Origin of the sequence: Phaeodactylibacter xiamenensis (genome assembly GCF_965229835.1) — a bacterium.
GTDB classification, from domain to species: Bacteria; Bacteroidota; Bacteroidia; order Chitinophagales; family Saprospiraceae; genus Phaeodactylibacter; species Phaeodactylibacter xiamenensis.
The window spans coordinates 7,205,550-7,223,708 of sequence record NZ_OZ245931.1 but is presented as its reverse complement, the minus strand read 5'-3'; the positions used below and the strand labels follow the sequence as shown (position 1 = coordinate 7,223,708).

Below are 18,159 nucleotides of genomic sequence, written 5' to 3'. Positions count from 1 at the left end.
ACCATGAAGAATGTTTGGATTCTGCTGCTGGCGATCTGCCTCAGCACTTATGTAAAAGCCACGGAAGGCATGTGGCTACCCTTGCTGCTGGCCCAGCTCAACGAGCAGGAAATGCAGAGCATGGGCATGAAAATGACTGCCGAGGACATCTACAGCGTCAATAAAGGCAGCCTGAAAGATGCGATTGTCCACTTTGGCGGCTTTTGCACCGGGGAGGTCATATCCGATCAGGGCCTCGTACTGACCAACCACCACTGCGGCTACGGACAGATTCAGAGCCATTCCTCTCTGGAAAACAACTACCTGGAGGACGGCTTCTGGGCCATGAACCGGAAACAGGAAATCCCCAATCCCGGACTGTTTGTCACCTTTATCGTCCGTATTGAGGATGTGACGGATTTGGTCCTGAACAACGTCACAGAAGATATGGACGCCAAAATGCGGCAATCATGGGTAGACAAAAACACGAAGGAAGTGACCGCTGCCGCTAAAATGGAAGACTATCAGGAAGCCATGGTGCGCGACTTCTTTGAGGGCACCAAATACTACATGTTCGTCACGGAGACTTACCGGGATATCCGCCTGGTGGGAGCGCCGCCCTCCTCTATTGGTAAGTTTGGTGCGGATACTGACAACTGGGTCTGGCCGCGGCACACCGGCGACTTTTCCCTTTTCCGCATTTACGCCAGCCCGGATAACAAGCCGGCCGAGTATAGTGAGGAGAACGTGCCCTTCAAGCCCCGCCACCACCTGCCGATTTCTCTGGATGGCGTGGAAGAAGACGACTTCACATTGGTTTTTGGCTTCCCCGGGCGTACCGAAGAATACCTGCCGGCTGCTGCTATTGAGCAGCGGGTGGATGTGGTCAACCCCATTCGGATCGGCATCCGCGACCGTGCCCTGAATGTCGTTAATACCGCTATGCAGGCTGACCCGGGAGTACGTATCAAGTACGCCTCCAAGCAGTCCCGCATCGCCAACTACTGGAAAAAGTGGATCGGTGAGAATCAGGGTATCAAGGCAACGGACGGCGTAGGCCGCAAAAAAGCCTACGAAGCAGAGTTCAGGGAACGCGTGATGGGCAACCCTGAATGGCGTGAAAAGTACGGCAGCCTGCTGAGCAGCTTCGAGCGCTTGTACGGCGACCTTGAGCCTTACGCCGCGACCAATACCGCAGTTGGGGAAATCGCCGGGCGCAATATTGAGCTGTTCCGACTGGCCAACACCCTGCATAGCGTTGTCAAAATGTATGAATCCAGCGGAGCACCAATGGTGGAAAGCCGAATGGGCCGCCTTGAAGATTTTGTAGAGGATTTTTATAAAGACTATGAGCCTTCGGTGGATCAGGGCGTTTTCGCCACGCTCATGGATTACTACTTTACAGAAATCGCCGATGAGCATCAGGCGCCATTTGCCGTAGAGCGCTATGTGGAAGCCGGCAAGGATGCTGATAAGCTGGCCTCCATGATCTATCTGAAAAGCAAGCTGGCCCGCCCGGGCGTATTGGAACTGGCTATGGAAGAGGGCCCGGAGGCGCTGATTAAGCTCATCAAAAATGATGTGGCCTATGCGCTGGCCCGTGCTATTTCTGATTACAACGATAATAATGTGGCGGGCAAATACCGGGACATCAAAGCCGAAATTGATAATCTTCAGCAGCAGTACATGCGCGCGCAAATTGACGTTTTCACTGAGCGCCGCTTCTACCCGGACGCCAACGGCACCCTGCGCGTTACCTACGGCAAAGTCGACGGTTATCAGCCCCGCGATGCTGTGCGCTACGAGCCCGTCACCTACCTCGATGGGGTCATGGAAAAGTACGTGCCCGGCGACTACGAATTTGACGTGCCACAGCGCCTGCGCAAGCTTTACCAGAAGAAGGACTACGGTGATTACGGAGAAGATGGCAAAATGCCGGTCTGCTTTATCGGTACCAACCACACTACAGGCGGCAACTCCGGCAGCCCGGCTATTGATGCCTACGGCAATCTCATCGGCCTCAACTTCGACCGCGCCTGGGAGGGCACGATGAGCGACCTGAACTACGATGCCTCCATTTGCCGCAATATTATGGTAGATGCACGCTACATCCTGTTTGTCATCGACAAATTTGCCGGTGCCGGTCATTTGGTGGACGAAATGACTTTGGTGCACCCGAAGAAAGGGTAAACGGCTGATTTATTGTTTATTGGAACGGGGCATGCCGATTATCGGCATACCCCGTTTCACTTACTGCCCGGATTCTTCCCATTCTAAGGCCCTTTTCCCTACCTTTGTACCCCGTAACAAAACAACCTGTTGGGCAACCAGCATCTACCAAAGAAATTTCACATGACCAAGTACATCTTTGTTACGGGCGGGGTCACCTCTTCCCTCGGTAAAGGTATTATTGCAGCTTCACTGGCTAAACTGCTGCAGGCGCGGGGCTTCTCCGTGACCATTCAAAAATTCGACCCTTACATCAATGTAGACCCGGGCACGCTCAATCCCTATGAGCACGGGGAGTGCTATGTGACCGATGACGGGGCGGAAACGGACCTCGATCTGGGGCACTACGAGCGCTTCCTGAACACGCCTACTTCCCAGGCCAATAACGTGACCACCGGCCGGATTTATCAGACGGTGATTGAGAAGGAGCGGGCAGGCGACTACCTGGGCAAAACCGTGCAGGTCATTCCCCATATTACCGATGAGATCAAGCGGCGGGTGCAACTCCTGGGCGCTACCAATGAATACGATATTGTGATTACCGAGTTGGGCGGTACGGTGGGCGACATCGAGTCCCTGCCCTATCTGGAAGCTCTGCGGCAATTGCGGTGGGAGCTCGGCACCGACAACTGCCTGGTCATTCACCTGACCCTCATCCCCTACCTGAATGCGGCTAAGGAGCTGAAGACCAAGCCGACACAGCACTCTGTGAAGGAACTGTTGAATACCGGTATTCAACCGGATATTCTGGTGTGCCGCACGGAGCACCCCATTGGCATGGAAATCCGCCGTAAGCTGGCCCTGTTCTGTAATGTGGATGTGGGCTCCGTTATTGAAGCAATCGATGCGGAGAGTATCTACGATGTGCCTCTGCTGATGCTGCGCGAAAAGCTCGATACAGTAGCTATCACCCGTCTGCGCTTAAAGGACCGGCAGGAGCCACAGCTCAATGCATGGAAAAACTTTCTGGGAAAACTCAAAAACCCTACCTACGCCATCAACATCGGCCTGGTGGGCAAGTACAACGAGCTGCAGGATGCCTACAAATCCATACACGAATCTTTCGTTCACGCCGGCGCTGTAAATGAGTGCAAGGTAAAAGTCCACCCTATTCACTCCGAACAGCTGGAAGGCACGCCCGAAGAGGTAGCCGAGCGGCTGCGGGATTTTGATGGTGTGCTGGTAGCCCCTGGCTTTGGGGAGCGCGGTATTGAAGGGAAGATCAATGCCATCAAATATGTGCGGGAACAGCAGGTACCGTTCTTTGGCATTTGCCTGGGCATGCAGTGCGCCGTTGTGGAATTTGCCCGCAACGTCATGCAGCTGGAGGGTGCTTCTTCCACCGAAGTCGATCCCGGTACGCCCCACCCCGTTATTGACCTGATGCCCGACCAGAAAAAGATCACCAAAAAAGGTGGCACCATGCGCCTGGGCGCCTACCCCTGTGAAATCCGCCGCCGGAGCAAAGCCAGTGCAGCCTACGGCAGCCTGAAAGTCAGCGAGCGCCACCGCCACCGCTACGAGTTCAACAACCAATACCGGGAGGCCATGGAAAAGGCAGGTATGATCGCTTCCGGTATTAATCCGGACGCGGACCTGGTGGAAATTGTGGAAATCAAAGACCACCCCTGGTTCGTTGGCGTGCAGTTCCACCCGGAGCTCAAGAGCACAGTGGAAGTACCACAGCCCCTGTTTGTGGCTTTCGTGAAAGCAGCGCTGGACCGGAAGTACAACTCGGAGCAGTAATTGGTACCGCCCACCCGGACCGAAAAGTGGCTGCGGCCGGCACTGCTGGCTGCAGCCGTTTTGGGGATTGCGTACAGCAGCCCTTTTCCATTTTTCTGGGATACGATACAACTCGGTTCCAAGCATGCTCACCATTATTACCATACCGGCTTTGCTCAGCTCTTGCTGCCCGATGACATTGACAGCGGGCACCCGCCGTTTTTCGGGATGTACCTGGCGGCTACGTGGATGCTGTTTGGAAAATCGCTGGCGGTGAGCCACTGGGCAATGCTGCCTTTTGTACTAGGCATTGTGGGGCTGTTGTTCCCGGTGGGGCGGCACTTTGGCGGGAACCGGGGATGGGCATTCCCTCTTCTGGCTTTGGCCTTGCCACCGCTGTCCGGGCAGTTGGTACTGGTCAGCCCGGATGTGGTGCTGGCGTTTGGCTTTCTGCTGGGTTTATTTGGTGTGCTTTACCAAAAAGACTGGGCATTGGCTCTTGGTGCGCTCCTGCTCGCTGCTGTCAGTACCCGGGGGATGATGACGGTCGTGATTTTGTTTTTGTTTGAGCTGTATCTGCGCTTTTCAATGCTCAATCGAGCCGCAAACAAGCCGATGACATACCTGTATAGTGTTCTGAAAACGCTCCCGCCCTACCTTCCATCCGGGCTGCTGGCCCTGGCTTTCCTGCTTTACCATTATCTGGAAAAAGGCTGGATCGGCTACCATGCTGGTTCCGAATGGGCGCCAAGTTTCGCTCGGGTGGGCCTCGGCGGGCTGCTCAAAAACGGGCTGGTCCTGGGCTGGCGGCTGGCCGATTATGGCATGGTGTTCAGCTGGGTGGCCCTGGGGCTGGTGATTTGGCGAAAGCCAACGACCTTCCGCCATCCAAAAGTCCAAAGTGCACTATGGCTGGCCGGTATCAGCTTGGTTTTGCTCACGCCCACCTTTCTGCTGTACAGCGGGCTGCAGCAACACCGGTATTTGCTACCTTTATTGCTTGCAGCATTACTCCTCGCCTTCACGGCTATTGCTCAAAGCTCGTGGAACCGTATCTGGAAGGACCGCCTGTTTGCGTTGTTGTTCACCGGGTTGCTTACCGGGCACTTCTGGGTATACCCTGACCACATTGCCCAAAGCTGGGACACTACCCTCGCCCACCTGCCTTACTACCGCCTTAAAGACCAGATGATCGCCTATCTGGATGAGCAGGGCATCCCGCTGGAGACCGTAGGTGCTGCCTTCCCGGAAACCGGGCCACAGTATTTCAAAGATTTATCCGACAGGGCATCTGGCTTTGCGCCAAAGGATTTATCCAAACAGCGCTACATCCTTTACTCCAATGTGATGAATGATTTTTCGGATGGGGAACTGGAGCAGCTTCAATCAGGCTGGACGGTCCTAAAACAGCTGGAAAGGGGCGGTGTGGAGCTCGTTTTATTTGGTAAACCCTGAGGATCAGCGTAAAGAAAGACCAGGCTACTGTCAACAATTTTGTCGGATTCTCGTCTATAATTACCGATAAACCATAAGCCCCATGAAGTTCTGGCTACTTTTCGTTGTTCTTGCATTTCCTACCTTGGCATCCGCTCAGCTTTGCGAAGGCGAGCCCGGTGCCGCCGCCCTGTCCGAAGGTTTTGGGCAGGGCCCCAACTTCGGGCCACCGCTGCCATCCGGCATAACCAGTTACAGCTACAACGACGGGAGCCCCCAGGCCGGCACCTACATGGTCACGAACCGCACTCAGCTCAATGGGGCAAATTGGCACGATGGACTGGACAATACCCCGGATGACGGGTTCGGGTATATGCTCCTTTTTGATGCGGCTGATACTCCGGGTGAGTTTTTCAGCCTCCTTATTGACGGGCTTTGCCCCGGCACCCGGTATGAATTCAGTGCCTACATAACCAATGTTGTTACGCCCTCAGCATGCGGTGGGGAAAGCACGGAGCCCAGTATCCGCTTTGAGCTCCGTGACCCGGATGATGAGGAACTGTTGGAAAGCCTCTCGACCGGAAACTTACCGACCACTCCAATCCTGAGCTGGAACCGGTTTGGCATAGTTTTCACCCTGCCGGAAGACCAGGATGCCCTTCGGCTCAGTATCCTTAATTTTGCGCCTGGCGACTGCGGCAATGATTTCGCTATAGACGATATCAGCCTGCGCATTTGTAATCCGGTGCGGGAACAGACGGCTACCCTGTGTACCAGTACCCCTCTGATTATTGACGGGCGGGAATTTCCAGAGCCCGGCATCTACAGGGATACTCTGCCAGGTGCCCCATTTTGCAACGACAGCATTTTGATCACTGAAATCATTGATGGCATTGGAGACGAGGTGTTGCTGGATACTTTCCTGTGCCCCGGGCAGGCCTTTGCTGTTGGTGACCGATGGTACGATAAGCCTGGTTTTTACACCGATACGCTACTGAGCAGCCTGGGGTGCGACAGCGTGGTGCAATTGCTGTTATCTACCGTTGATTTTGAGGCCAGTGTGCAGGCTTCACAAGATACCATTATCGCCGGGCAATCCGTTCAGTTGCAAGGGAGTGGCGTCGGGGTTGGGCCTCTGATTTGGTCCTGGCAGCCCGATAATGTTTTGGATTGCAGTGATTGCCCCGAGCCAACAGCGACCCTGTTCGAAACCACCAATTTCCTGGCTACAGTACGCGACAGCCTCACCGGCTGTACCGATACGCTTGAACAGCGGATCATCATACCGCCCTGTGAGGATATCTATGCTCCTACGGGTTTCTCCCCCAACGGCGACGGCCGGAATGATACCTTTGAGATTTTCTTCGGACCTTGCGTGCAGGAGGTCCTCCAACTGGAAGTTTTTGACCGGTGGGGCGGCCTGGTCTTTCGTTCCCGCGTGCCCAATGATACCTGGGATGGCCAACGGGCAGGAGTGCCCTGTAATAACGGGCTTTACGTTTACCAGGCTGTACTTGCCCTGAAGGATGGGACCAACCGCATCTGGAGGGGAAGCGTGCAGCTCCTTCGATAAAAAATTCAAAACAAAAAACAGTCCTCATGCGCAAACTCAAACTTCAGGAACTCAACCGGCCTGATATCGACACCTTCAAAGCACAGCCCAAAGCCCCTGTGGTACTTGTGCTGGACAATATCCGCTCCGGCCTGAATGTCGGGGCTGCCTTTCGGACTGCTGATGCTTTTGCGCTGGAACACATCCACCTTTGCGGCATCACCGCCCGCCCGCCGCACCGGGAAATTCTGAAGACGGCCATCGGAGCTACCGAATCGGTCAGCTGGAGCTACCATGAAGACACCATTGCTGCCATTAAACAGCTACAGGGACAGGGCTATACTGTGCTGGCCGTAGAGCAGGCAGATGAGCGGACCTGGTTGCAGGACTTCCGCTGGCAGGAGGATCAGAAAGTTGCGTTGGTCTTCGGCAATGAAGTAGAAGGCGTCAGCGATGCCGCGATGGAACAGGTTGATGGCTGCCTGGAAGTACCACAGTATGGCACCAAGCATTCCCTGAATATTGCGGTCTGCGTAGGAGTCGTTTGCTGGGAGGTCACCAGGCAGTGGCGGTTTTGATGACACCCGGCGCTCTCCCTGTCCGACGTAGTTCGAGAACAACGAAGTCGGTCCCTTCGCCGGGCGTCCTAACAAGACCAACCGAGAACACCGGGGGAAAGTACCGCCTCCGTCAGGACTATGGCAGTCAGAGCGTACCCCGGTGTTCGAAAAACCTTTAGTAGCTTTGTCAAAAAACGGATGACAAAGACCCTCTTGCCAATCCTCCTCACCTTATTGGCGCTGACCGCTTGTTCCAACTCCAAAACTCAGGAGGCAGCGGAGCCCACTCCCCACCCCACCCGCGGCGTATGGCTGACCAACGTAGACAGTGACGCCCTCTTTTCCAAAACCGGGCTGGAAGCCGCAGTGGAGCACTGCGCCCGCCTGGGCTTCAACACCATTTATACCGTCACCTGGAACCGGGGCTACACCCTCTACCCCAGTGCGGTTATGGAAAAAACCTTTGGCGTACGCATTGACCCCAAGCTCGGAGGGCGCGACCCGCTGCAGGAGCTCATTGACCTCGCTCATGCTAAAAATATCCGTGTGGTTGCCTGGTTTGAGTTTGGATTCGCCAGCTCTTATAAAGAAGCGGATGGGGGCTACCTGCTCCGGCAAAAGCCACATTGGGCCGCCCGGGACTCCGCCGGGCAGATCGTCTCCAAAAATGGGTTTCAATGGATGAACGCTTTTGATCCGGAAGTGCAGGACTTTGTGCTTAGCCTGGTAAAAGAGGTAGTGGAAAAGTACGATGTAGATGGCATTCAGGGCGACGACCGACTGCCCGCTCTGCCTTCGCTGGCCGGGTACGATAGCCTCACGGTAGCCGCTTACCAAACAGAACACGATGGGCAGCGCCCGCCGATGAATTACAAGGATACAGCCTGGGTGGACTGGCGCGCCAACCGTCTCAACGACTTCATGGGACGGATGAGCCGGGAACTTCGGGCCCTGGACAGCACGCTGACCCTGTCCTTCTCCCCCAGCATCTATCCCTGGAGTAAATTCGAATACCTGCAGGACTGGCCGACATGGGTAAAAAATGGCTGGGTGGATGAAATCTGCCCGCAGGTCTACCGCTACGATATTGAAGCCTACCGCTCAGCACTCAATGCCATCGTTAATGAACAGGTCGCGCCAGAGCAGCATCATCTGCTCGCCCCCGGCATCCTGCTCAAAGTCGGGGACTATATCGCCTCCGACACCCTGCTCCGCCAAATGGTGGAACACAACCGCTCGCTCGGATTGGAGGGCGAAGTCTTCTTCTTTTATGAAGGGCTGAAAAGGCAGGAGGCCTTTTTTGAAGAACTGTATTAGCCCCGGCCTGACAGGCTGAGGCTAATCAAATTACTTATTCAGTCCCCCTTCAAACGTAACCGGTAGCTGCTGAAAGGGGCGTACCAGCTCATCCGCTAACACGGACCATTGCCGTCGGGTGATTGGGGCTTCTGCTTCAGGCAGGTTGAGCCCGGCAGCCTTATCCACTTCTGCCACAGCCGCTTCAAATGCATCAGGTTTGCCCCGCCAGGCAACCTCCAGCGAAAGTGCCCCTGCCAGTTGGACCAGTGCGTTTTTGGCTTGAGCTAAGGTAACGGGAGCCCCGTCGGTCTTTTCGTTCCATTCCATGCCCAGCCGGATTAGGCCCTGTGCCAGAGCAGTGTCTGTCAGGATGGAATCCGGGTAGAACCAGGTGCGGTTGGCCCACTTGTAAGGCTCGCCTGTGCCTGCCAGCAAACCGGCAGCACCGATCCGTTGAATGGCTTCGAAGTGGGGATCGCCGGGTTTTACATCGTAGTAAGGCATCAGGTAACCACCGGCCTCCAGCACGCCCTGCTGCACTTCGCGCACGGGCAAATCTGACACACGCTGCCCTCGTTGAGCAGCCATTGCCGCCATCAGGCCAGCCGCCTGCCCTACCTGCAGGATCACCGGCTGCAAGCGGGTGGAGCCATTGGCGATATTGGTTACCGAAATGGCTTTGTCGGCCATCAGCAGGTTGGGTACTCCCTGAACGACTAAACTGCCCGCCGGGATATTGAAGGAAGGTACCTTGGGAAAGTCAATCTCCGGAGCTTCCGGATTTTTCTCATGATGGTGGTCGACCGGGTAATCCCCCACAGCAATACCCGTCCGGTATAGGGGCGGATCGTTATCGTAAGGGCTTTTGATATGATTGATAGTCGTGAGCACCAACCCTTTGATACGCCGGCCTTCACGGTGATAGGGCATTAGAGCCATACGGTCCTGAGTGGGGAATTCATCATCTGCAAGGCCCAGGTTGGTATAGCCCAGCTCGTTCTGCAGGTAATATACAAACTGCCGGGTTTGATTTTTCGCCTGTTCATAAGCCGCCACCCGTTCTTCTTCGGTCATTGCCATCACGTTCACATAATAATCATTGCCGATAATCGGCCAGTTGATCATGTACTTGTTATTGGGCAGCTTGCCGTAGTCCAGCATTTTATCGCACTCAATACGCTCCGGGTCATCACAACGCTTGCGGCAAAGGCAGAAGAACTCCTCCGGGTCGTACCCTTCAGGCGCTTCCAGCAGCGGAGCCTTGCCTTCTCCATAATCTTTAAGAATGGCTACATAGGTCAGGTCCTGCACAATAGTATTGGCTTGTTCCGGCGCCATGCTTTCCCCGGTTTCGGACCGGCTGTCCATGCCCACCCAAAAGTCTGCGCCGGCAGCGGCCGCCACATCCCCAAGGTCAGTACCATCTACCAGGATTTTGCCTTTCAGAACCTGTGTGCTTCCGGATTCGGATACGGTACGGACGGCCCACAGGTCGCCGGAGCGCCAGACCGAATCCCACCTTGCAGATGGGAAAGGCGTCAGCAAGGCTTCCCTTTGTATTATGGAATCCAGTATTGCCGCCCCTACATGTGGTTCAAACTGCGTATTGCTCACCCAGCCCGTAAAGACAGCTTCCGGGCCGCCGTAGTAGTCATAGAGTGCAGAGCGGAATTCCCCCCACAGCCCCGCCGGCATTTCATGGTTGCCATCGATAGCGCTCACGCCTGCAGAAGTCAGCATCCCGCCATACCATGGCATTGGATTGACCAGGGCCGTCTGCGCACCGGACCGAGCCGACTGAATTGCTGCAGCTGTCCCCCCTGTGCCCTCACCGACAACCAGCACATCATATACCAAATCAGATACCGGTGCATCGGGGCTGTAACACCCCATCAGCATCGAAAGAAAACACATCGTCAGGCAGCAGGCTAAGTTTTTTTTCATTTTATTAAGTCATTTTTTAGTGAAAGGAATTCAGCAGCTTTTACTAAATCGTGAGCCCTGAAAAGCACGGTTTACAGTATTTCCCGCACAACTAGGCAATAACGTGCAAATTCCGGCACAAACCGGCAACTACTTTACTGCATGTTCAAAATTGTGTGCGCACACAATTTTCTTAAATTTATTGTGCGAATCTAACAATTATGCATAAATTAGTCCCCGGAAAGCGATAAAATAGGGCAGGAAGCAAAATTACCAAAAGGAAATTCCAGCTTTTTGACCTACCTGTAAACCGCAAATCTGAAACAGGCAAAAAACGGCGGTTAATTGACTTAGCCTTTAGTTTTCCTGCCTTCCCATCGAACATTACCTGTCTGGCATGACCGGTAGGTTTGCTATTTTAGTATCCCCAAAGTCATGAAAACGCGACTATATCATCAACTAAGCCTTGTAACCAATTTTCATGATTGTGATCAACAAAATTCAAAACAATGAGTAAAAAACTACTAACGACCCTATGCTTTGCCATGCTGCTGGCGTTCCCGTTGGTGGCACAGCAGACCGTCACGGGTACGGTCACCTCTGATGGTGAATCCCTGATCGGGGTGAACATCATCGAGAAAGGAACCTCAAACGGGGTGCTAACCGATTTGGACGGCAACTACTCCATTAAAGTTGGAGAAGATGCCACTTTGGTATTCAGCTACACCGGCTACGAGACACAGGAAGTGGCGGTAGGCAGTCAAACCAAGATTGATGTACAACTCTCTGCGGGTGTTAACCTGGACGAGGTGGTTGTCACGGCCTTGGGTATTCAAAAGGAAAAGAAGGCACTGACCTACTCCGTTTCTGAGGTAGACCCTGCCGGGTTTGCTGAAGCACGTGAAATGAACGTAGTTAACTCCCTTTCCGGAAAAGTAGCAGGTGTGAACGTCTCCACTACTTCCACAGGTGCTGCGGGCTCTTCACGGGTAGTCATCCGTGGTAACAACTCACTTTCCGGCACGAACCAGCCTTTGTATGTTGTGGATGGTATTCCTATCGACAACACCAACCTGGGCTCTGCCGGTATGTGGGGTGGTTCTGACGGAGGTGATGGTATTTCTTCCATCAATCCTGAGGATATTGAGAGTATTTCTGTTCTGAAGGGAGCATCTGCAGCTGCTCTTTATGGTTATCGCTCTGCAAACGGTGTTATTCTTATCACCACCAAAAGCGGTAGTAAGCGTAAAGGCATTGGCGTAGAGTTCAACTCCAGCGTACGGACAGAATCGCTCATCAACACTTATGACTTCCAGCGGGAATATGGTCATGGCCGTAACGGTACTGCACCAACAACTGTAGACCAGGCGCTGGAAGAGCAGCTTTACGCCTGGGGTGAGCCTTTGGATCCTAACCGGAACGTCATGCAGTTTGACGGAGTAGAGCGGCCCTACGGTGACGCAGGGGACAACATCGACCGATTCTATGAAACAGGTCTGACATTTATCAACACGCTGACTTTGACTGGCGGTTCTGACAAGGTAAACTTTCGTTTCTCCGCTTCAAACCTGGACAACAGCGACATCATGCCAAACTCTGGCCTGACCCGCCGCAACTTCACTCTGCGTACCAACGCACAGCTGAGCGAGCGTTTCAGTGCCTCGGTTTCCGCAATGTATGTACATGAGCAAGCAGACAACCGCCCTCGTCTGTCTGACTCTCCAGGTAATGCGAACTACACAGCGTGGTCACTGCCGGCTACTATAGATGTGGAAACACTTCAGGGGGACCCTAATAAGCTGGGTGCCGGAGAAGATGGCACAGAGCTGCAGTTCAACGACAACGTATTCGTAACTAACCCTTACTGGGCTGCGCATCAATTCGATAACGACAGCAAGAAAGACCGCCTGATGGGTAAGGTGCAGCTACAGTACGACATCGTTGGTGGCTTGTACGCCCGTGGCCGTATTGGTTTAGACCGTTTCACCAACCGTACCCGTAACCTGACGCCATACGGAACTGCTTACAGCCCACGTGGCCAGCTTTCTGAAGGGCAGCGGGAGGTACAGGAATTGAACACGGAGCTTCTGCTTGGTTATGATCAGGATTTAACGGATAACATCTCGATTAGCGTTTTTGCAGGTGGCAACCAGCAGCGTAACTTCTCTGAGTCTTTGGGCGGATCTGGAAACAACTTCAATATTCCGTTCCTCCATGCGATTGGAAACCTGCAAAACCAGTCTGTAAACTATGGTTTCAGCGAATGGCAGGTGAACTCCCTGTTTGGCTCTGCTGAGGTTGGTCTGATGCGGGCATTTTATGTAAACGGTACCTACCGCAACGACTGGTTTTCTACATTGACTTCACCAATCGAGGGTGCAGGAGGGGATAACAATCAGGGCTACTATTCTGCAGGTGTGAGTGCTGTACTTTCTGACTTGCTTGTAATGCCCAGAACTATTGACTTCCTGAAGCTTCGTGCGTCTTATGCAACAGGATCCGGTCCTGGTGTGGCGGCTTCTCCTTATCAGTTGAACCTGACCTATGGAATCTTCGGACAGGGCCACCTGGGACAAGCGCTCGGTGGTATTACCAACGGCTCGATTCCTAACGCTAACCTGATCCCGCTCCTAACTAAGGAATTGGAATTCGGTTTGGATATGCGCCTGTTTACCGGTCGTTTGGGCATTGACCTGACTTACTACGACCGGACTACAGAGAACGACATCATCAGCGCCGCAGTGTCTTCTACTTCTGGCTTCGGCTCCAAGATTGTAAACCTTGGGGAAATGAGCAACAGAGGCATCGAGCTCTTGCTGACGGGTACGCCTATCAAGACACAAGACTTCACCTGGGATATCAACCTGAACTACGCTTACAACGACAACGTTGTGGTGAGCCTGCTTGACCCTGACAACGATGAGGAAAGCATCCGTGGTGATGAAAGCCGGACGCGGTCTGCTTACATCGAGCACGTTGAAGGTTTACCATACAGCCAGGTAGCTGGTTTTGCATACGTTCGCGACGAGGCAGGTGAAATCGTTCTTGACGACAATGGTCTTCCTCAGCAGGGTGAATTCACCCACTTTGGTACAGGCGTGGCACCAACCATGGTTGGTTTTGGTAGCACATTCCGCTACAAGAACTTTAGCCTTAACTTCCTGATTGACTCCCGTTGGGGCGGTAAGATCTATTCTGCTACCAACGCTTTTGCCTACCTGCGTGGTCTGCATAAAGAAACGCTGGAAGGACGTGAAACAGGTATTGGCTCCATTCCCGCAGAGGACGTGGAGGATTACTATGGTCGGATTTACAGCATCACAGAGCAGTTTATTTACGACGCTGATTACGTCAAGCTTCGTCAGATTCAGTTTACCTACAACCTGCCATCAAGTGTTATTGCCAACCTGCCGATCAGCGGTCTGAACGTTGGTATCGGTGCACGTAACGTAGGACTTCTGTACAGTGCTGCAGACAATATTGATCCGGAATCTACTTACAACGTAGGCAATGCGCAAGGTCTTGAAATGTTTGGTGTGCCGGCAACGCGCTCCGTTCAGTTCAACCTGGGCGTCCGTTTCTAAGCATTAATCCTCTGTTCATTGACAAAACTTTTTAAAATGAAACAACTTTTCAGAAATATAACCCTTGTGGCGGTGGCTTTAATGCTGACCACTACGGCCTGTGATGACGGTTTTGCGGAGTTGAACACCAACCCCAACGCAGCCATCGAGATTAATCCGAATTTCCAGTTTTCCTGGATACAGTTGCGTACTTCCGGGGAGCGCTATGAGAACTGGCGGGCGGTCCTGATTTACTCTTCCACCATGATGCAGCACCTCGCTACCACCTGTGGCTACTGGTCTGGTGATAAGTATTTCTACAATGCCGGTTATTCTTCTTCGCTCTTTGACCGTCAGTACACGCAGGCAGTGAAGGATATTCAGGACCTTATTGCAACCCTGGAGTCTGGTGCTGCTGGTGACCAAACGATGCTGGGCATGGCTCGCATCTGGCGCACGGTTATCTTCCACCGCCTTACGGATGTGTACGGTGATATCCCTTACTCTGAAGCCGGAAAAGGCTTTATCGAAGGTATTGATTTCCCGGTATTCGACTCTCAGGAGTTTATCTACAAGGATATGCTCAAGGAGTTGGAAGAAGGCATTGCTCAAATCAGCGATGATCCGAATCAACCAGGTTTTGGTTCAGCAGATTTTCTCTTTTCAGGAGATAAGGGTAAATGGCGCCGCTTCGGCTACTCTATGATGCTCCGCCTCGGCATGCGGATGTCTGAAGTTGACCCTGCGGAAGCACAGAAGTGGGTAGAGAAAGCCATTCAGGGCGGTACCCTGCAAGCTGGTGAAGATGCTTTCATTGAGCACACCAACGGACCGGAAGGTATTAACCGCAACGGTATCGGTGAAGTCCTTGACCTGACTAACGGTTCTGCCGGTGAGGGTTGCCCACGCCTGAGCGCAACTTTCGTCAACTGGATGAAAGACCACAACGACCCTCGTCTGGATATCATTGGTAATCTGCCTGTAAATGGTACCGAGCACAATGGTATGCCTAACGGACTGGACACCGAGACGCTGTTGGACAACCCAACCGGAACTTCTGCAGATGATTTCAGTACAGTCAATCAGGCTATCGTAAAGGTTTCTTCGCCTATGATGTTCCTCACTGTTGCTGAGTCTGAACTGCTGCTGGCAGAAGCGGCTGTACGTGGCTGGCACTCTGGTAGTGCACAACAGCATTACGAAAATGGTATCCGCGCTGCTATGAAGAACTGGGAGCGCTTCGATGCTTCTATCGTAGTAGAGGATGCTGTAATCGATCAGTACCTTGCTGACAACCCATTTGATGAAGCTAATGCCATGCAGCAAATCGGTGAGCAGTACTGGGCCGCTACCTTCCTGAATGAGTATGAGACCTTCTCTAACTGGCGTCGTACAGGGTATCCTGAACTGACTCCGGTTGACTACCCGAACAACGTTACAGGGGGTACTATACCGGTACGTCTTGTACTGCCTCAGGGTGAGCTGGGCGTTAATCCTAATATGCAGGATGCCTTGAACCGGCAAAGCCTGGGAACCAACTTCCCAGATCACTTCTCCGTACCGGTTTGGTGGGACAAGTAAATTTGATGATGAATTAAGGAGTTATACCAGCCTGTCTTCAGGCTGAACGAGGGCCCTGCCGTTCGAATGAGCGGCAGGGCTTTTTGATTACAGCTCACCTACGATCTTCCGTCCGTGATATTCCCTCCCACCTAAGACTTGGTGGAGTTGCTGAACATTCGTATTTGTAATGCTGCCGGCCGCGATGACCGTTATTTCTGGCGCAGCACACTTCAACAGCTTGCGGAGCTGACCCAGACCTGTCTGTGCCGTGGGGGCACCGCCTGAGGTCAGAAGGTACTTCAAATTAGGAATGGCTTTGAGCTGCCCGACGGCCGCTTCCATGTCCGGTACTTCATCAATGGCTTTGTGGAAGGTAACAGGCCGGCCCTCCATAGCTTCGCACAGGGTGTTGAGCAGGGGGAGGTCTATCTGATGCTGAGGCGTAAGGGTGCCAATAACGAACCCTGGTACGCCCAAATCGAGGAAGCGGGCAATGCTGGCTCTCATTTGTGCCACTTCAACTTCGGTATAGATGAAGTTGCCGCCCCGGGGGCGGATCATGACTTTTACGGGTATTTGCACCTGCTTCAATACCTCCTTTACCAGCTGCCAGTCGGGCGTGGTCCCGCCCAGGTCCAACCGGGCACACAGTTCTAAGCGATCAGCACCAAGCGCTTCAGCCCGGCGGCACTGTTCCAGGGTTTCCACACAGGCTTCCCGGATGATTCCTTCCATGTTTCGTCATTTTATCCTGCAAAGAACGAAAATCCCTTCCCCTTTTGCCAACCAATCCGGATATTGGAGCCTTATTAGAGGTTATGAACACAAATTTTGTATGCCCCTGAATAATCTTTTCCGCCAGCTCTGCATCACGTCCTCACCTTCGTAGCTACACGAAGAAAGGGAATAAAAGGGCTCCCTTTCTGAAGTCGAGGTTCCGGGCGCTCTTTGATCTGACGAAAAATCTTTATTAATTGTCTATACAAAACCTGTATTCATAACCTCTATTCTGAAAAACAACCTGTGAGATGAAAGTAGAACTGACCCGCCTGGACGATGACTTCCACCTGCAAGCCGCCAATGAAGACGGCCTAACCGTCGAAACCGATGGCTCTCCTTCCATCGGCGGGCACAACAAGGCGCTTCGGCCTATGCAGATGCTATTGGCATCCCTGGGCAGCTGCAGCGCCATCGATGTCATCCATTTACTGCGTAAACAGCGGCAGGAATTGCGGGACATTAAGGTAACGGTGACTGGTGAGCGGGATACCACTAAAACACCATCTCCTTTCACAGCCATCCATGTGCACTATACGCTTTACGGAAATATTGCCGATAATAAAGCAGAGCGGGCGGTGAGCATGTCTATGGAGAAACTTTGCTCTGTCAAAATCATGCTGGAAAAAGCCGCTGAGATCACCTGGAGTTGGGAAAAGGCGGATTAACCCTGAATCCCAACTTGCGAAAAACCACCATCAATGCGCACATTCAAACCCGTCAGGTAAGAAGAGGCAGGCATAGCCAAAAAGGCGATGGTCCGCGCGACTTCCTCCGGCTCCCCTACCCTGCCCAATGGCGTGGCATCATTAATGCGCTGGACTTTCTCCGGGATTTTCAACACCCGGTCCACCCGTGCTGTGGCAATAAACCAGGGGTCTACTGAATTCACCCGGATACCATCCTTGCCCCAGTCCACGGCCAGGTACTTGGTCATCCGGTCCATCGCAGCTTTTGACATCGCGTAGATGCCTGTGGTCCACATTACACCGGTTTTGCCGGCAATAGAGGCTACGTTTACGATACTTGGCCCGTCTCCCTTCAACAGAAGCGGGTGCAGCCGGACACTGAGGTCGAAGGCCGTGCCCACGTTGATGTCCATTACATGCTGCAGGTCCTCAAAAGTGGCTTCCAGGGTGGGTTTCCGGACGTTGGTGCCCACGTTGTTGACCAGGATATCCAGTTTGCCCCAGAGCGAAGCGGCGCGCTCCACGATGGCTATACGCTCTTTTTCTTCGCCTATATCCGCCACCATACCGAATGCTTTGTAGCCTTTCTGCTGGTAGTCTTCTTCAGCTTCGCGGATCAGGTCTTCTGAGCGGGCCAGGAACAGCACCTCAGCGCCCAGGGCGAGGAACTCTTCTGTAGTGGCTTTCCCAATGCCCTTGCTGGCTCCGGTAACGATTGCAGTCTTTCCTTTGAGTGTCCAATGCTTCATGTTCTTGGTTGGTATTTGCGTCCGTTTTGAGAACAGCAAAAGCCCGCAGTAGTTTGTTGCCCATCAAAAAAGCCGCTCCCTGCTGTAAGGAACGGCCACTTTTGATAAACTCGGTTG

Annotated in this window: 12 protein-coding genes; 9 read left to right on the top strand and 3 right to left on the bottom strand. The window is 53.3% G+C overall.

Annotation, left to right across the window (positions count from 1 at the left end; all coding sequences use genetic code 11):
• Positions 1–3: 3 nt before the first annotated feature.
• From ACO08I_RS27765 to ACO08I_RS27740, 6 genes are all read left to right on the top strand, one after another.
• Entirely contained in the window at positions 4–2,169 is a 2,166-nt protein-coding gene (locus tag ACO08I_RS27765) for a S46 family peptidase (RefSeq protein WP_421947756.1), read from the top strand.
• Positions 2,170–2,331: 162 nt separating this feature from the next.
• Positions 2,332–3,954, top strand: a complete 1,623-nt coding sequence (locus ACO08I_RS27760) for a CTP synthase (RefSeq protein WP_282778982.1) — start codon at positions 2,332–2,334, stop codon at positions 3,952–3,954.
• Positions 3,955–5,388, top strand: a complete 1,434-nt coding sequence (locus ACO08I_RS27755; RefSeq protein ID WP_421947755.1) for a hypothetical protein — start codon at positions 3,955–3,957, stop codon at positions 5,386–5,388. It begins immediately after the preceding gene.
• Between the two features lie 82 nt (positions 5,389–5,470).
• Positions 5,471–6,940 (top strand): gliding motility-associated C-terminal domain-containing protein, encoded by a 1,470-nt coding sequence (locus ACO08I_RS27750; RefSeq protein WP_421947754.1) that lies wholly within the window; start codon positions 5,471–5,473, stop codon positions 6,938–6,940.
• Positions 6,941–6,966: 26 nt separating this feature from the next.
• Positions 6,967–7,497, top strand: a complete 531-nt coding sequence (locus tag ACO08I_RS27745; protein WP_421947753.1) for an RNA methyltransferase — start codon at positions 6,967–6,969, stop codon at positions 7,495–7,497.
• Between the two features lie 180 nt (positions 7,498–7,677).
• Complete coding sequence (locus tag ACO08I_RS27740) at positions 7,678–8,796, top strand: glycoside hydrolase family 10 protein (RefSeq protein WP_421947752.1); 1,119 nt, start codon at positions 7,678–7,680, stop codon at positions 8,794–8,796.
• Positions 8,797–8,826: 30 nt separating this feature from the next.
• On the opposite strand, the gene ACO08I_RS27735 is transcribed toward ACO08I_RS27740, so the two are convergent.
• Positions 8,827–10,722, bottom strand: coding sequence for an FAD-dependent oxidoreductase (locus tag ACO08I_RS27735; RefSeq protein ID WP_421947751.1), 1,896 nt, complete (start codon positions 10,720–10,722; stop codon positions 8,827–8,829).
• A 488-nt stretch (positions 10,723–11,210) separates the two neighbouring features.
• Between ACO08I_RS27735 and ACO08I_RS27730 the strand changes: the two genes are divergently transcribed.
• On the top strand, positions 11,211–14,285 hold the full coding sequence (locus tag ACO08I_RS27730) for a SusC/RagA family TonB-linked outer membrane protein (protein ID WP_421947750.1): 3,075 nt from the start codon (positions 11,211–11,213) through the stop codon (positions 14,283–14,285).
• A 36-nt stretch (positions 14,286–14,321) separates the two neighbouring features.
• Complete coding sequence (locus ACO08I_RS27725) at positions 14,322–15,845, top strand: SusD/RagB family nutrient-binding outer membrane lipoprotein (protein WP_421947749.1); 1,524 nt, start codon at positions 14,322–14,324, stop codon at positions 15,843–15,845.
• 87 nt (positions 15,846–15,932) lie between these two features.
• Here ACO08I_RS27725 and ACO08I_RS27720 read toward each other — a convergent pair whose 3' ends face one another.
• Positions 15,933–16,562, bottom strand: coding sequence for a copper homeostasis protein CutC (locus ACO08I_RS27720; protein WP_421947748.1), 630 nt, complete (start codon positions 16,560–16,562; stop codon positions 15,933–15,935).
• 293 nt (positions 16,563–16,855) lie between these two features.
• On the opposite strand from ACO08I_RS27720, the gene ACO08I_RS27715 reads away from it, so the two are divergent.
• On the top strand, positions 16,856–17,272 hold the full coding sequence (locus tag ACO08I_RS27715) for an OsmC family protein (protein WP_282778999.1): 417 nt from the start codon (positions 16,856–16,858) through the stop codon (positions 17,270–17,272).
• Here the strand turns inward: ACO08I_RS27715 and ACO08I_RS27710 are convergent.
• Positions 17,269–18,042: an SDR family oxidoreductase gene (locus tag ACO08I_RS27710; protein ID WP_421947747.1), complete on the bottom strand. Its 774-nt coding sequence runs from the start codon at positions 18,040–18,042 to the stop codon at positions 17,269–17,271. The genes ACO08I_RS27715 and ACO08I_RS27710 overlap by 4 nt on opposite strands.
• Positions 18,043–18,159 lie beyond the last annotated feature (117 nt).

What these genes read in the sequence shown, in the direction of transcription:
- ACO08I_RS27765 (WP_421947756.1), top strand. Translation starts at nt 4, where the DNA reads ATGAAGAATGTTTGGATTCTGCTGCTGGCGATCTGCCTCAGCACTTAT.
- ACO08I_RS27745 (WP_421947753.1), top strand. Translation starts at nt 6,967, where the DNA reads ATGCGCAAACTCAAACTTCAGGAACTCAACCGGCCTGATATCGACACC.
- ACO08I_RS27725 (WP_421947749.1), top strand. Translation starts at nt 14,322, where the DNA reads ATGAAACAACTTTTCAGAAATATAACCCTTGTGGCGGTGGCTTTAATG.
- ACO08I_RS27720 (WP_421947748.1), bottom strand. Translation starts at nt 16,562, where the DNA reads ATGGAAGGAATCATCCGGGAAGCCTGTGTGGAAACCCTGGAACAGTGC.
- ACO08I_RS27750 (WP_421947754.1), top strand. Translation starts at nt 5,471, where the DNA reads ATGAAGTTCTGGCTACTTTTCGTTGTTCTTGCATTTCCTACCTTGGCA.
- ACO08I_RS27710 (WP_421947747.1), bottom strand. Translation starts at nt 18,042, where the DNA reads ATGAAGCATTGGACACTCAAAGGAAAGACTGCAATCGTTACCGGAGCC.
- ACO08I_RS27740 (WP_421947752.1), top strand. Translation starts at nt 7,678, where the DNA reads ATGACAAAGACCCTCTTGCCAATCCTCCTCACCTTATTGGCGCTGACC.
- ACO08I_RS27715 (WP_282778999.1), top strand. Translation starts at nt 16,856, where the DNA reads ATGAAAGTAGAACTGACCCGCCTGGACGATGACTTCCACCTGCAAGCC.
- ACO08I_RS27730 (WP_421947750.1), top strand. Translation starts at nt 11,211, where the DNA reads ATGAGTAAAAAACTACTAACGACCCTATGCTTTGCCATGCTGCTGGCG.
- ACO08I_RS27735 (WP_421947751.1), bottom strand. Translation starts at nt 10,722, where the DNA reads ATGAAAAAAAACTTAGCCTGCTGCCTGACGATGTGTTTTCTTTCGATG.
- ACO08I_RS27760 (WP_282778982.1), top strand. Translation starts at nt 2,332, where the DNA reads ATGACCAAGTACATCTTTGTTACGGGCGGGGTCACCTCTTCCCTCGGT.